14 protein-coding genes and 1 pseudogene are annotated in these 14,746 nt (G+C 41.6%); 7 read left to right on the forward strand and 8 right to left on the reverse strand.

Annotated features, from left to right (window positions below):
- Both AC33VI_RS13145 and pntA read right to left on the reverse strand, forming a co-directional pair.
- Window positions 1–1,100: NAD(P)(+) transhydrogenase (Re/Si-specific) subunit beta (locus AC33VI_RS13145; protein WP_491782721.1), on the reverse strand; the 1,100-nt coding region annotated here is incomplete at its 3' end.
- 149 nt (window positions 1,101–1,249) lie between these two features.
- A complete protein-coding gene (pntA, locus tag AC33VI_RS13150) occupies window positions 1,250–2,848 on the reverse strand; it encodes a Re/Si-specific NAD(P)(+) transhydrogenase subunit alpha (protein ID WP_491782722.1) in 1,599 nt (532 codons plus the stop codon).
- Window positions 2,849–3,316: 468 nt separating this feature from the next.
- Here pntA and nrtS point away from each other — a divergent pair, with 468 nt between their 5' ends.
- On the forward strand, window positions 3,317–3,541 hold the full coding sequence (gene nrtS, locus AC33VI_RS13155) for a nitrate/nitrite transporter NrtS (RefSeq protein ID WP_491782723.1): 225 nt from the start codon (window positions 3,317–3,319) through the stop codon (window positions 3,539–3,541).
- Window positions 3,542–3,570: 29 nt separating this feature from the next.
- Window positions 3,571–4,782, forward strand: coding sequence for a M20 metallopeptidase family protein (locus AC33VI_RS13160; protein ID WP_491782724.1), 1,212 nt, complete (start codon window positions 3,571–3,573; stop codon window positions 4,780–4,782).
- Between the two features lie 2 nt (window positions 4,783–4,784).
- On the opposite strand, the gene AC33VI_RS13165 is transcribed toward AC33VI_RS13160, so the two are convergent.
- Window positions 4,785–5,207: an SPOR domain-containing protein gene (locus tag AC33VI_RS13165; protein WP_491782725.1), complete on the reverse strand. Its 423-nt coding sequence runs from the start codon at window positions 5,205–5,207 to the stop codon at window positions 4,785–4,787.
- Between the two features lie 398 nt (window positions 5,208–5,605).
- On the opposite strand from AC33VI_RS13165, the gene mnmA reads away from it, so the two are divergent.
- From mnmA to AC33VI_RS13180, 3 genes are all read left to right on the forward strand, one after another.
- Entirely contained in the window at window positions 5,606–6,670 is a 1,065-nt protein-coding gene (gene mnmA, locus AC33VI_RS13170) for a tRNA 2-thiouridine(34) synthase MnmA (protein WP_491782726.1), read from the forward strand.
- An 81-nt stretch (window positions 6,671–6,751) separates the two neighbouring features.
- On the forward strand, window positions 6,752–7,510 hold the full coding sequence (locus AC33VI_RS13175; protein WP_491782727.1) for a YebC/PmpR family DNA-binding transcriptional regulator: 759 nt from the start codon (window positions 6,752–6,754) through the stop codon (window positions 7,508–7,510).
- Between the two features lie 3 nt (window positions 7,511–7,513).
- Window positions 7,514–8,629 (forward strand): GNAT family N-acetyltransferase, encoded by a 1,116-nt coding sequence (locus AC33VI_RS13180; RefSeq protein WP_491782728.1) that lies wholly within the window; start codon window positions 7,514–7,516, stop codon window positions 8,627–8,629.
- Between the two features lie 382 nt (window positions 8,630–9,011).
- On the opposite strand, the gene proS is transcribed toward AC33VI_RS13180, so the two are convergent.
- Complete coding sequence (gene proS / locus AC33VI_RS13185; protein ID WP_491782729.1) at window positions 9,012–10,817, reverse strand: proline--tRNA ligase; 1,806 nt, start codon at window positions 10,815–10,817, stop codon at window positions 9,012–9,014.
- A gap of 133 nt (window positions 10,818–10,950) precedes the next feature.
- Here proS and AC33VI_RS13190 point away from each other — a divergent pair, with 133 nt between their 5' ends.
- Window positions 10,951–11,469: a phycobiliprotein lyase gene (locus AC33VI_RS13190; RefSeq protein ID WP_491782730.1), complete on the forward strand. Its 519-nt coding sequence runs from the start codon at window positions 10,951–10,953 to the stop codon at window positions 11,467–11,469.
- A 31-nt stretch (window positions 11,470–11,500) separates the two neighbouring features.
- Here the strand turns inward: AC33VI_RS13190 and AC33VI_RS13195 are convergent, their stop codons facing one another.
- The 4 genes from AC33VI_RS13195 to efp all read right to left on the reverse strand — a co-directional run bounded on the left by AC33VI_RS13195 (window position 11,501) and on the right by efp (window position 14,264).
- Complete coding sequence (locus AC33VI_RS13195) at window positions 11,501–12,124, reverse strand: GerMN domain-containing protein (RefSeq protein ID WP_491782731.1); 624 nt, start codon at window positions 12,122–12,124, stop codon at window positions 11,501–11,503.
- 100 nt (window positions 12,125–12,224) lie between these two features.
- Window positions 12,225–13,061, reverse strand: coding sequence for an LmeA family phospholipid-binding protein (locus tag AC33VI_RS13200; RefSeq protein ID WP_491782732.1), 837 nt, complete (start codon window positions 13,059–13,061; stop codon window positions 12,225–12,227).
- A 33-nt stretch (window positions 13,062–13,094) separates the two neighbouring features.
- Window positions 13,095–13,595: an acetyl-CoA carboxylase biotin carboxyl carrier protein gene (gene accB, locus AC33VI_RS13205; RefSeq protein WP_491782733.1), complete on the reverse strand. Its 501-nt coding sequence runs from the start codon at window positions 13,593–13,595 to the stop codon at window positions 13,095–13,097.
- A 108-nt stretch (window positions 13,596–13,703) separates the two neighbouring features.
- The gene (efp, locus tag AC33VI_RS13210) at window positions 13,704–14,264 is read right to left on the reverse strand and encodes an elongation factor P (protein ID WP_491782734.1); all 561 of its coding nucleotides are present in this window, start codon (window positions 14,262–14,264) and stop codon (window positions 13,704–13,706) included.
- A 238-nt stretch (window positions 14,265–14,502) separates the two neighbouring features.
- Here efp and AC33VI_RS13215 point away from each other — a divergent pair.
- Window positions 14,503–14,746, forward strand: a pseudogene (locus AC33VI_RS13215) (peptidylprolyl isomerase); the annotation flags it as partial.

Here is a 14,746-nt window from a genome sequence, read left to right on the forward strand (position 1 = left end):
ATGTCGTAGGGTACGTTTGCCTCGGCTAGCAATACGTTCATGTGTCCAGGCATTCTTCCCGCTACGGGGTGAATACCAAAACGAACTTCTTTACCCCGTTTGCGGAGAATTTTAGTAATGTCGGAAACAGAGTGTTGTGCTTGGGCTACTGCCATACCGTAACCAGGTACGATAACCACACTTTTGGCATCGTTGAGCAGTTCTGCTACTTCTTCAACATTAGTTGCGGTAGCTTCGCCCATGGGCTTGACTTCCCCAGTAGGTGCAGCACTAGAACCTTCACCAAAACCACCAAGAATAACGCTGATAAAGGAACGATTCATTGCTTCGCACATAATATAGCTGAGGATCGCACCACTACTTCCCACCAATGCGCCAGTTACGATTAGTACGTCATTAGAAAGCATAAAGCCAGCAGCAGCGGCAGCCCAACCAGAATAGCTATTGAGCATGGAGATTACTACGGGCATATCCGCGCCACCAATACCCATAACTAGCAGGAAGCCGAGAAGTCCAGCTAACCCAGTCATAATTAACAGGGGCTGTAAGCCGTTCTCTGTTCCCATGAACTGTACTCCGAGGAATACAGAACTTACTAGCAAAGCGATATTGACTAGATGACGAGCAGGCAAAGCAAAGGGTTTACTTTTAATCGAACCATTTAGTTTACCGAATGCCACCACCGAACCAGTAAAGGTAACAGCACCAATAAAGATCCCGATGTAGATTTCTAGTTCGTGAATTGTTGCCTCTACACCAGTCAGGGTGTTTTCGGGCTGGAGATAAGTAGCAAAGCCAACGAGTACCGCAGCCAAACCAACAAAGCTATGGAGAATAGCTACGAGTTCGGGCATGGCAGTCATAGCTACTCGTGCAGCTAAAATCGAACCAATAATTGCCCCAGGTACGATCGCAGCAACTAAAACACCGTAGCCGTTGACTTGCGCGCTAAAGGCAGTAGCAATAAAGGCGATCGCCATACCGATAATTCCGAACAAATTACCGCGACGGGCTGTTTCCTGGTTAGAAAGTCCCCCTAGGCTGAGGATAAACAAGGCACTGGCAGCAATATAAGCCACCGCCACAAGATTATTTGACATATATTTGAAGGGATGAATTATGAAGGATGAATGATGAGGAGAAATTATTAATTAGTAGTGAATAATTGACAATTAATAATTTCATCCGATTACTATTCAATTGAAGCTGATAGCTGATAGCTGATAGCTGACAGCTAGGACGAAGTCCTTTATTTCTGGAACATTTTGAGCATCCGTTGAGTAACGAGAAAACCACCAGAGATGTTAATCGTTCCGACTAGAATTGCGATCGCGCCCAGGATAACAGAAGGAGAAGTAATTTCACCTGATATTTGCAGCATACCGCCCAAGATAATAATTCCGCTGATGGCATTAGTAACGCTCATTAAGGGAGTATGCAAAGCAGGGGTAACGTTCCAAATTACTTGATAGCCCACAAAGCAAGCCAGTACGAAAACGGTAAAGTGAGATAGAAAAGATTCGGGCGCGCCAATACCTACACCGAGTAGTGCCAAACCAGCCACAATTAGCCACAACATTCCACTACCCTGTTTTTTCTCTTCTTTAGCTGTTGCTTCTCGAACTGCTACTTTTGGTTTGGGAGGAGGAGTAGGAGAAGGGTTTTCGATTTTTGGTGGAGGCCAAGTTACTTTACCTTCATGAACGATTAATGCACCACGAACAACTTGGTCTTCGTAGTCTACTTTATATTCTTCCGCTCCACCCATATCTTTGAGTAAGTGCCAGAGATTTGTACCATATAGTTGGCTAGATTGGGCTGCCATCCGACTGGGTAAATCGGTCAAACCGATAATGGTTACACCGTCATATTTATAGACTTCGTTGGGACGAGTAACTTCGCAGTTACCTCCTTGTTCGGCTGCTAAATCTACAATTACAGAGCCTTCTTGCATCATCTCGACCATATCGGTCAGAATCAATTTGGGTGCGGGGCGACCAGGAATTAATGCGGTAGTAATAATGATATCTACTTCTTTGGCTTGTTCTCTAAACAGTGCCATCTCAGCATCGATAAATTCCTTGCTCATGGTTTTGGCATAACCACCAGCACCAGTACCATCTTCTTCAAATTCTAGTTCGAGGAATTCTGCACCGAGGCTTTCTACCTGTTCTTTCACGACAGGACGAGTATCAAATGCCCGTACCACTGCGCCGAGACTTCTAGCAGCACCAATAGCAGCTAAACCCGCTACCCCAGCACCAATTACCAAGACTTTAGCAGGAGGAACTTTACCCGCAGCAGTGATTTGTCCTGTAAAGAAACGCCCGAAGTTATTAGCAGCTTCAATTACCGCCCGATAGCCCGCAATATTTGCCATCGAAGATAGAGCATCCATCTTTTGAGCGCGACTGATACGAGGGACTGCATCCATCGCTAATACTGTAGCATTACGGTCTGCCAGTTTGTTTAATAGCTCTTCATTTTGCGCTGGCCAAATAAAACTTACCATAGTCTTACCATGAGGCATTGCTGCAATTTCTGAGTCTTCAGGGGCGCGTACCTTGAGAATAATATCTGCTTGCGACCATAAAGAAGTAGCATCGGAGACAATTTTACAGTCTGCTTCTTGATATGCTTTATCTGTAAAGCTAGCTGCTGCCCCTGCGTTACTTTCTACAAGGATTTCAAAACCGAGTTTTTGTAGTTTTTTAACCGTGTTGGGAGTTGCAGCGACACGACATTCATTAGGATAAATTTCTTTGGGAATACCAATTTTACGGGGCTGTTCTCTAAGCTCTGCTGGCTGTGGGCTACCCTGAGCCTGTCTATCGGCGGTTGCGGTCATAGATTCTCCTGATAGGATGGACTAATTAAATCAAAAAATAAAAAATCTCCGTCAGCGATAGGAATTAGATATCGAGCGGAATTATTTTTGTGCAATATTTTATTGGTGAAGGAGTATTAGTTCTGGTTGACATCCTAGAACGATCCCCTGAAACCATCTACAATTTGTAATTTGTCTTAAAATTTGTTGGGTATCTTTGGCTTTCTGTTTGCAAGTCTTTACAAATTTACTAATATCAATCGATTGGGTTGGAAACAGATTGATTTGATTCAAATAAGTTTTTTTTGGGTAATTTTAGCCTTGCGATCGCTTCGTAGCTACATAATTCATCATTACAGAGCGATCGCTGTGACTCTAGCAATAACATGAAATAAAATTAAGTTTTGCAAAGAACATCTATCTTCTGCTTCAATAATATACATATAAAAAAACTTTTAAATTTATCGATAGTATATTGTTGTCCTACAAATGAACGGATTCACCAAAGCATTAATAGATCCAAAACTTGCTCCCACTGCGGTGAGGGTGGCTTTAGTAGTGGGCTCGATCTTATTTACTATTAATCACGGGGCTGCTTTGGCTAAGGGCGAAATGACTAAAACCAGATGGCTGTCAGGTTTAATTACTTATATGATTCCCTATAGTGTCAATATTCACGGTCAGTTTACTTCTCGCAAATCAATTAAAAGTTAACAAGCTAATTTAATTCTGGATATCAAACAATGGTATTTACCGTCAAAGAATCTAAATCTGTCGATCTAGAACAAATCAGGACAGAAATTCGCAACTTACAGCCCAAGATAGTCGAGTGGCGACGGATACTCCACCAGAAACCAGAGTTAGGCTTTCAAGAACAAATCACGGCAAAATTTATTGCTAGCAAACTAGAAGCCTGGGGCATAGAACATCAAACCAAGATTGCTAAGACTGGTATTGTGGCAACTATTCCTGGCAAATCTCCTGGGAAAGTTTTAGCAATTCGCGCTGATATGGATGCTTTGCCCATTCAAGAGGCAAACGAAGTCCCTTACAAGTCCCAACACGATGGTAAGATGCACGCTTGCGGACATGACGGACATACAGCGATCGCTTTAGCTACAGCCTACTATCTATCCCAACATCAAAATGACTTTTCGGGTACGGTAAAAATCATCTTCCAGCCAGCCGAGGAAGGACCAGGGGGAGCAAAACCGATGATTGAAGAGGGAGTCCTCAGCAACCCCGATGTAGACGCAATTATTGGCTTGCATCTCTGGAATAATCTGCCTATTGGTACGGTAGGGGTAAGAAATGGTGCTTTAATGGCAGCGGTAGAATTATTTCGTTTGACTATTTTAGGTAAGGGCGGACATGGCGCGATGCCCGATCAAACAGTCGATTCGATTGTGGTAGCCAGTCAGATAGTTAATGCCCTACAAACCATTGTGGCTCGTAATGTCAAACCGATCGATTCGGCGGTAGTTACTGTGGGAGAATTACAAGCGGGTACGGCTTTAAACGTAATTGCCGATACTGCCAGAATGGGCGGTACAATTCGCTATTTTAACCCCGAACTAGAAACCCTCATTGGAGAAAGGTTGGAGGCGATTGTTGCTGGTGTCTGTCAGATGCACGGGGCAAAATACGAACTAGACCATTGGAAATTATATCCTCCTACCATTAACGATCCTGCGATCGCCAAATTAGTGCGATCAATCGCTACTGAAGTAGTAGAAACTCCTATGGGAGTAGTGCCAGAATGTCAGACTATGGGGGGCGAAGATATGTCTTTTTTCCTCCAACAAGTACCTGGTTGTTACTTCTTTTTGGGTTCGGCTAATCCCGAAAAAGGGTTGGCATACCCCCACCACCATCCTCGTTTTGATTTTGATGAAACTGCTCTAGCTATGGGAGTAGAAATCTTTGTGCGTTGCGTAGAAAAGTATTTAAAATAAATCTATTCCAGCTTGATTCTCGCCCAAAATCCGTTTACTGCCAGTTGGCGCACCATATTTTCGGCATTGGCTTGCTGGCTGAAAATACCAACCTGAATCGTATCCCCTTTAACAAAAGCCGACGGTTCGATATTGCGTACTTGTTGTAATAATTCGGTTTCGCTACCAAATACTTCTACTCGATAACCCCGTGCTTTAATCAGTTGTTCGGTATTGGAAATAGTTTTACTATCTGGTGCTTTAAAGTTATATTCTCTAGAATTACTTTTGCGGTTAGATTTGGTATTTTTGGTTAGATAAAAAGTAGTGGGCGATCGCAATTCGGAATTAAACTTTTCTAATGTATTGGCAGAAGCCGAAATGCCAGATAATAAGATAATTCCTAACGACAACAAGTAACAATGTTTATAACGAGCAAAATTCATAAGATTGTAATTTGACGCAACGAAAAGCAAATAATATTTATTTATCTATTTTGAATAACGGTTTAATCTGAGAGTCTACATATTCTACGAATAATATTGTTTATTAGTTTTGTCTACTCTTTGTTCTTGACTATGTAAAAACTTTATATTTAGTTTAAAAATTTGAATTATTTTTTCCTCTTGGTTCGGGATTTTTATCCCTGACGAATTTAACAGCATTGTTCTCCCATACAAATCAAAAATAAAATACGATAAGCTAGATATAGCTAGTTAGCGAGATTGTCAGGCGATCTATTTAATTGCCTCTGGGATTTGCAGTAATGCGATCGCCCATCACGCTATATTAAGAAAATACCCTAAAGGTTTACAAAAGTTATCGTTTTACAATAATAGGTTAGATGAATAAGGTCGTTGTCGGCTTATCTGGTGGCGTAGATAGTTCTGTTGCTGCTGCGGTATTGCACAATCAAGGTTTTGAAGTAATTGGTCTCACTCTCTGGTTAATGAAGGGTAAAGGTCAATGCTGTTCTGAAGGAATGGTTGATGCAGCCAGCTTGTGCGAAGAGTTAGGAATTCCCCATCATATTGTCGATAGTCGAGATGTCTTCCAAGAAAATATTATTGATTATCTAGTTAGCGGTTATGAAGCGGGAGTTACTCCCCTTCCCTGTTCTCAATGCAATCGGGCGGTTAAATTCGCCCCTATGTTGGCATATGCTAAAGCAGAATTAGGTACGAATAAAATAGCTACAGGACATTACGCTAGGATTAATTATGATGCAGCGAGCGATCGCTATCAACTCCTCAAAGCAGTAGATCCCAATAAAGATCAGTCTTATTTTCTTTACGATCTGACTCAAGAATTATTGGCGGGTTCGGTATTTCCTTTAGGCAATCAAACTAAAGAAGAAACTCGTCGTATTGCTGCTGAATTTAATTTGGCAACGGCAGACAAACCCGAAAGCCAAGATTTATGCTTGGTAGAGGCTCATGGCAATATGCAAACTTTCCTCGATCGCTATATCAATCAAAAAGAAGGGGATATCGTCGATATGTCGGGGAATGTCTTGGGCAAACATACGGGCATTCATCACTACACCATCGGGCAACGTCGAGGCTTGGGAATTGCTGCCCCAGAGCCTTTATACGTAGTCAAACTAGATGCAGTAATGAATCGCGTTGTAGTTGGTAACCGCGATGCGGGAGGCAGAACCGAATGTACTGTGGCTCGCATGAACTGGGTTTCTATTGCCGAACCTTCTACCCCCATTCGGGCAGAAGTCAAAATTCGCTATCGTTCTAAACCCGCTTTGGCACAAATCGTTCCTCTGGAAAATTCTCGCATCAAAATTATCTTTGACGAGCATCAGTTTGGCATTACCCCAGGTCAAGCAGCAGTATTATACAGTGGAGATCTCGTATTGGGAGGGGGAATTATTGAAATGGAAAATAGTGCATCTTAATAGCTAACAAGCAACTAACCACTTAACTATTGAGTCTTAACTAGTGCTTGCGTAAAATATTAAAGATGTCTTAGGAGGAGTATGGCAGGACATAGTAAGTGGGCAAATATCAAGCGACAGAAAGCTAGGGTAGATGCCAAAAGAGGTAAGACTTTTACTCAACTATCGCGGGCGATTATTGTCGCGGCGAGAAATGGTGGTGGAGATCCAGATGGTAATTTTCAACTCCGTACGGCGATCGAAAAGGCTAAAGCTGCGGGGGTAACTAACGACAGTATCGATCGCTCGATCGCCAAAGGCACTGGAACTTATCAAGATGATTCTGCCATCCTCGAAGAAATTCGCTATGAAGGCTATGGCGCAGGGGGAGTAGCGGTTACCATTGAGGCTTTAACTGACAATCGCAACCGTACTGCTGCCTACATCAGATCGGCGTTTACCAAGAATGGCGGCAATTTGGGAGAAACTGGTTGTGTTAGTTGGATGTTCGAGCAAAAAGGCGTAGTTACTCTCGATGCTGTAGATGAAGAAAAATTGCTAGAAGTTTCGATGGAAGGGGAAGCCGATAGTTACGAACTAGATGAGGAGGGAGCAGAAGTATTTACTACTATTGCCAACCTAGAACATCTCAATCAAACTTTACAAGAACATAATTTACCCGTTAAGGAAGTAGAATTACGCTGGATACCGAATAATTATATTGAAGTTGAAGATCCCGAACAGGCGCGATCGCTTTTAAAATTAATCGATACTTTAGAATCTCTTGATGACGTACAAAATGTAACTGCCAACTGCGCGATCGCCGATGAATTAATCGATCAACTAAACGTTCAATGTTAAGCGATGAATGATACATGGTCGCAGGTTTACCAGTTAGCTGAAAGCTATCGTCAGCGACAACAATGGGATAAAGCTGCTATTACTTTCCAAAAAGCGATCGAACTTAGACCTGATTTTTTTTGGTCTTGGCACAATTTAGGAGATGCCCTAGCTAAATTACAACAATGGGATAAAGCAGCTAAAGTGTACGATCGGGCAGTAAAAATAGACCCCAACTTTTTTTGGTCTTGGCACAATTTGGGAGATGCCCTAACTAAATTACAACAATGGGATAAAGCGATCGCCATTTATTTTCAAGCTCTGATTCTTCAACCAGATTATCAACTTGTCTATCAAAAATTAGGCACGCTGTTTAAACAACGAGGTAGCCTAGAAGAATCAATTCAATACTACCGCCGAATTATTCAAGCTCGCGATCGAGACTATATATATAATACTCTTCAGAAACAACCAGCAATATTACTTGACATAGCAGATTGTTTGGTCGCTCAACATCAAATCAATGCTGCGATCGTGGTTTATTATATGCTGTTGGAAATTAAACCTAGTTCAATTAAGGTATTAACCAAACTAGCTCAATTATTAGAACAAAAAGAAACATTAGATCGAGATATTGCTTCTCGCCAGCAAAATATAGAAAGCGAACTAATCCAAAGACAAGGGATAAATAAAAAGCTTCCACAACGATTAGAAAATATCTCAGGAAAAATCATCATTCAACAAGATCGTTCTGTTTCTGCAAATATTCTAGAAGCTCTTTGTCATGCGGTAGGTTGGTCTCCTCGTCCGTTAGACAAGGTGCAAAAATCCTTAGACAATAGTTTTTGTATTGTGACTGTTTGGTATGTTGAAGAGCAAACAGAAGATTTAATTGGCTTTGGTAGAGCAGTTTGTGATGGTGCTTTTTACGCTGTTTTGCTAGATATTCTCGTTCATCCCCATTTCCAAAATCGAGGTTTGGGTAAAAAAATAGTTCGAGCTTTAATTAAAAAACTACAAAATTCAGAAATTCACGATGTTACCCTATTTGCTAGCCCCCACATAGTCGATTTTTATCACAAGCTAGGGTTCATTTCACAACCAAACAATTTACAGTGGATGCTTTTTTCCGATCGATAATCTTAAGTTGATGACACTAATAAAACGTGAGTTCGGGTTAACAAAATTGATTGGTTTGGGTAGCCATTAGCCATTAGCTTCAATAAAAGCTAAGAGCTAATAGCTGGGCGAAGCCCTTTATTTATCTTTAGTTTCTAGTTTTTAGTTTTTGCAGGTCAGCATTCCCTTGCGCCTTACGGCGGCGCGGGGTCTGACCTGAGTTTTTAGTTTTGTCTAGCTACTAGAAACGTGATTGAGCTCAAGACTCCGACTCCTTGAGTCGTCTTCAATCAGGAGTGCCCGTGGGGCGAAGTAAATTCGCCCCCTTGTGTCGCCCGTGTATAGTTGAAGACTATATCTGATTGGAACTAATAACTAGTAACTAATAACTGGGCGCAGCCCTTTATTTCAAACTTTCCTCAATCCAACCTTTAATAGTAACTACTACTTCTTCAATGGGGATGTCTTGGGATTCTTTATTAGCCCGTTTGACTACTTCTACTTTGCCATCAGCGAGAGATCTGCCCGTCACTACTCGGTAGGGAATACCAATTAATTCGCTGTCTTTAAATTTAACTCCCGCCCGTTCTTTGCGATCGTCGAAGAGGACTTCTACTCCTGCTTGTTGGAACTCTTGATATAGCTTTTCTCCCGCAGCCATTTTTTCCCCATCAGAGATATTAGGTACGATTACCACTACATGATAAGGCGCGATCGCGACGGGCCAAATTATGCCATCTTGATCGTAAGACTGCTCTACTGCTGCTTGAGCCAAACGAGAAACCCCAATACCGTAGCAACCCATCCATAATGGTTCTGTTTTGCCCTGTTCGTTGGTAAAGTTTGCCCCCATTGCAGTGGAATATTTAGTTCCTAGTTGAAAGATATGCCCTGCTTCGATACCTCTGGCACTCATTAGAGTTTGGCTGGGATCTTTGATAGAGCGATCGCCTGCCTTTGCTTCTTGAATGTCTACTTGTAATTTGGGTAGAGTGAAATTATCTCCCCAGTTAGCCCCGACTACGTGATAGCCAGTTTCGTTAGCTCCAGTGACGAAGTTTTTGGCATCAACTACAGTGCGATCGACTAGTCTTAAAAATTCCTTGGCGATGTTTTTATTAGCCGCAATATAATCGTCAGAGATATCGGGGGCGATATAACCTAGGGGAAGGGGTTTAGCTGCCCACTTCTGTTGCGCGCTAGCATCGGGTACGGTTAGAGCAATTACCGTATTGGCTTTATAGTTCGGAGCGAGTTTGGTAAGTTCGTTAGTTAATTTGACTTCATTTACATCGCGATCGCCTCTAATGTTAATTAATACCAAGACTGTCATCCCGTTATCGTAAATAGCTTCGTATAAGACATTCTTAACTATTACCGTAGGAGAACAATTAAGGGTTTCTGCCACTTTGGCGATGGTTTCCGTATTGGGGGTGGCGATTTTCTCAAAGCTACTAAAGGGAGATGCTTCTACATCTGCGGGTAAAGATACTGCCTTTTCAATGTTGGCTGCATAACTACCATCTTCAGTGTATAAAATTTCGTCTTCTCCAGCTTCAGCCAGAATCATAAACTCTTGCGAACCAGAACCGCCAATTGCTCCCGAATCTGCATCTACGGGGCGAAATTCCAAACCACAGCGAGTCATAATATTACGATATGCCCGATCCATAGCTTGATAAGTCTCTTGCAAACTGGCTTCACTAGTATGGAAAGAATAGGCATCTTTCATAATAAATTCTCGACCCCGCATCAAACCAAAACGAGGGCGAATTTCATCGCGAAATTTAGTTTGAATTTGATACAAGTTCAGGGGTAATTGACGATAAGAACGAATTGTCTCGCGAGCGATCGCTGTAATAATTTCTTCATGAGTTGGTCCTAAACCTAGCTCTCTTTCTCCTCGATCTGTCAGAGAAAACATGATTCCTTCCGCCTTGGTATAGGTATCCCAACGTCCAGACTCTTGCCACAGTTGCGAAGGCTGTAGCTGGGGTAAAAGACATTCTTGCGCTCCCGTTGCATTCATTTCTTCTCGTACGATCTGGGAGACTTTCTGCAACACTCGCCACATTAAAGGCATATAAGCATAAATACCGCTACCAATACGACGAATATAGCCCCCTCGCAGTAGCAATTGATGACTGGGTATTTCTGCCTCTGCTGGAGTTTCTCGCAGTGTTACAAACAGCATCTGGTTTAGTCGCATGGTTGATTCTTTCAGTAAAATTGCAGACTTTATATTTTATCAGTCTCTCAGTCCCTAATTGCCTTAGTCTCTCGATCGCACTGTCCGTCTTTGCTATAAAATCTCTAGGAGAGATGAACAAACTAGTATAAATATGAATTTAAAAGAGTTTCTCAATTTAAGTGCTGGAAAATGGTTTAGCCAGCGTACCAATTATTTAGTCGGTAGCGAAGCTGTTAACAGTAAAGCGGATATTACCATCGAACTAATCGATCCAGAAGATAGTCAGGCGGTAGAGTTGTGCCAAAAACATAACCTCGATCCCCAACTCAGTCTTGGAGGAACAATTCAAAGTTGGGATAATTCTGTAGACTGGGGCAAACCCAAACAAGTAGGATCGGCTACGGTGATTTTAGTTAGCAACCCCGATAATGACTCGGCAGGAAAACTAATTCGTCCCCAGGATAGTCAAGTTTGCGGACAATATTTTTTAGGTGCGGATAAAGCTCTCACATTAACTATTAAAACCGATAAAATGTATGCTCAAGAGCGTCAGTGGTTTGCTAGCGATAATTTGAGAATGCGTACAACTGTCGTTGAATTCGATGATGGCAAAAAACAAACCTCTTTTTATTCAGAAATTCGCAAGGCAGCACCAAAAAAAGATGAATAATTTTTGGCAGTCATAACTTATTGTGTTGTAATTACAAAGTAAAATTATTTTTAAAATCTTCTCTAGTCATAGGTTGATTAATAATTAAACCTTCTTCCCCCAAATTCTTTAAAGGTTTGCCTTCAATGCTAATCCAAACTCGATCGCTACCTTCAGAACTAGTAGCAGTATAAATAACCTGTGCCAATCGACTACTCATCGAAGCACTTCCGCCACCTGAAGCAAATTCTTGGGACAAGTTGAGGTGAATGCCTTTTTCATCTACTTTTAACCCTAAAAGTTTAGTTCCAGGGGGAATAGCGGTAGTGTGAGTTGCATCTTGAGGAGCATTGGTAAATAGGGTTTCTAAAGCCGTTTCCAATACCTTCTCGGATTTAATTGACTTTTGAAAAGTTATAGTATTTGCAGTTAACTGAATGCTGTCGTCTTGGGGATTGAGCCAATAAACTTCAACTACTTTATCTTCAGTAATTGGTTTGGGTGCAGAGGGAGGAACTTCCCCAGTTATAGGGGGTGGTTTTGGTTGAGTAACCTGAGAAGGATCGTTTAAAGATGACTTTGCCCACCAAGCAGCGCCACCTCCTGCCGCTAAGATGAGTCCTGTAATCGCTGCTACCACAGGAAGAGAAAAACGATTTTTATTATTATCCCGCATGGATTTTGCTCCTGTTAAACAGAGAATGGGCTAAAGAGACCGACAGTAAATATTATCAAATTAATTTACTAAAGACTGACTTTATCTCTTTTGAAGACAATTAGGGGTTTTTTGTTTCCACTTTAAAAAAACTGGCTAACTCTATTTTGCCTTCATCTATCTCTAATTGTAAGATACGGGCTAAAATTCCGTCTTTCTCTAGAGAGCTTAAATCCAAGCGATCGCTAATCCCTTCGGCAAAACCGTTTAATAGTCTGGGGGACATAGGACGATCGTTGACTTTCCCTTCGGGATCTACCAAGCGAATTGTTTTACCGCCAACTACTTCTAAACTCACTTCTAAATCCATTGCCAATTCCCTAGACCTTGTAGCGGGAGAATTGGGACTGGATTCAAAAATGCTTGGGGGTCTAGTCAAACTAAATTTAACTCCAACACGGTTGCCAGGGAGAAATACTAAGTTTAGGTCGAGCAACTGATAGGCAATATTAGTCGAACCAGCCCTGCTGACAATCAGACGATTTAAAGTTTGTTGGATTGCTGCTAATACTTCTGGCGAGCGCAAGGTTTTATTGAGGTCTTCTTCCTTTAAAACTAGCCTCACTCCTCCTTGAAAAGGTAGGTCTAAAGATTTTCTGAATTTCTCAAGACCATCGAGATCTAATTCACCCAAATTTAGGTCTACCCGATCTGTTTCCAATTCCAAGGCTTCGATCCTCAGATCGGGTTGGATTCTGATACCTCTAGTCGCAATTCGGACTTTTTCTATTTGTCCTTTGGCGATCGCAAAATTGGGACTGTTATCAATCCTAACTTTTTGCTCTTCTATGCTAATTACCCCAGAGCTAATTCGGCTAGCTGCAACGCGATCGGCAATTATTCCCCCACTAGCTGCAACAGATAACAACCCCGATAATACAATCGTCAGAACTTCCATAAGTTATTTAATTTAGTTTTTCTTGGTGAGTTGTTAACCAGGATTAATTCTCATCAAAACTTGCCCGAACTCCACAGGTTCGCCATTTTGGACTGAGATTTCCATAATCTGCCCTGCTACTTCCCCTTCAATTTCATTCATTAGCTTCATCGCTTCGATGATACATACAGTATCCCCTTTGTTAATGCGATCGCCAACCGAGACAAAAGGATCTTCATCGGGAGCGGGGGCAGCGTAAAATGTCCCTACCATTGGAGAAGTAATCTCGACCCACTTTTTATCGTCTACCGCAGGAGTTGCTGTAGTAGCTTCAGCAGATTCTGTAGCTACCGTTACAGGAGTTTGCACTGGTGGAGGAGCGACAGTGTCAACAATTGCTGGACTAACCGCCGTTGTTACTTGTGGAACGGTAACGACTCCTTTATCTTTACGTATGGTTAATTCAAAATCATCGTTTTTGAGAATTAACTCTGTGATATCGGTTTGAGAGATCGCCCCTAGCAAGTCCTGGAGTTCTTGGAAATTTATAGACACAAAATATACAACCGTAATTCTAGTAATATTTTCAAATCTCTCTTAGATAGCTATTGCTTTCCATCGAAGAGAGCCTATTTTTGATTCAAACAAAGCAAAAATCAAAGATTAATTTTCTCTACCCAAATAAGAGCCATCGCGAGTATCGACCTTGATCTTTTCACCGATTGAAATAAACAAAGGCACCATGACCTGCGCTCCAGTTTCTACGGTGGCGGGTTTAGTTCCTCCTGTAGCAGTATCTCCTTTAACTCCTGGATCGGTATCGGTAATTTCTAAAACCACAGAAGTAGGCAGTTCGATCTCCAGAACTTTTTCATCCCAGAAAATAACATTAACTTCCATTTCTTCTTTGAGAAAATTGGTACGATCTCCCAAATTGTCTTCATTGAGACGAGTCTCTTCGTAAGTCTCCATATCCATAAAGACGTATTCATCACCATCTTTGTAGGTATGCTGCATGGTGCGCTTTTCTAAATTGGCTTGGGGTACAGTTTCTCCAGCGCGGAAGGTTTTTTCTACGGTATTACCTGTCTGTACGTTTTTCAGTTTGGTTCTAACAAAAGCAGATCCTTTGCCTGGTTTGACGTGCAGAAACTCTACTACCCGCCAGACAGATCCATCAAGCTCGACAGTAACCCCTGTGCGAAAGTCATTACTAGAAATCATGAAGCTAAAAATATATGCTTAGAAATCGACATTTCATTTTACCTGATGAGGGCTGCACCGAAAAAGAGCCGCCTTTTTCTTCTTGGTTTATACGCTTAATAAGTAAAGAAATGTTGACAAGGTAGATCGAATCCTAAGAACATACTTCTTAGTAGATTTCGTAATTCAAAGCTATGACTGATAGCTAGAGCGATCGCTCATTTGTTTATCCGTTCGCGCTGCGCTCAAAAAACAATTTATGAACAAGCAAAAAAATAACCATATATTAAAACGATGCCATCCTCGGTTGGTAGATCGCATTTTACCGTCAATTTTTGCCTTAATAATTTTGGCTGCTGGTATTTTGGGCTGGCAACCTCAAGCATTTGCTATTTTGGCTCAAGGAGATGCAGTGACCGATCCCAAAGCGATTCTTCAATATTCTTTACCTATAGATAATGATTCTGTCAGAAAACTTCAAAAAAGTTTAGAAGATATTTCCA

This window comes from Waterburya sp., from assembly GCF_058530065.1.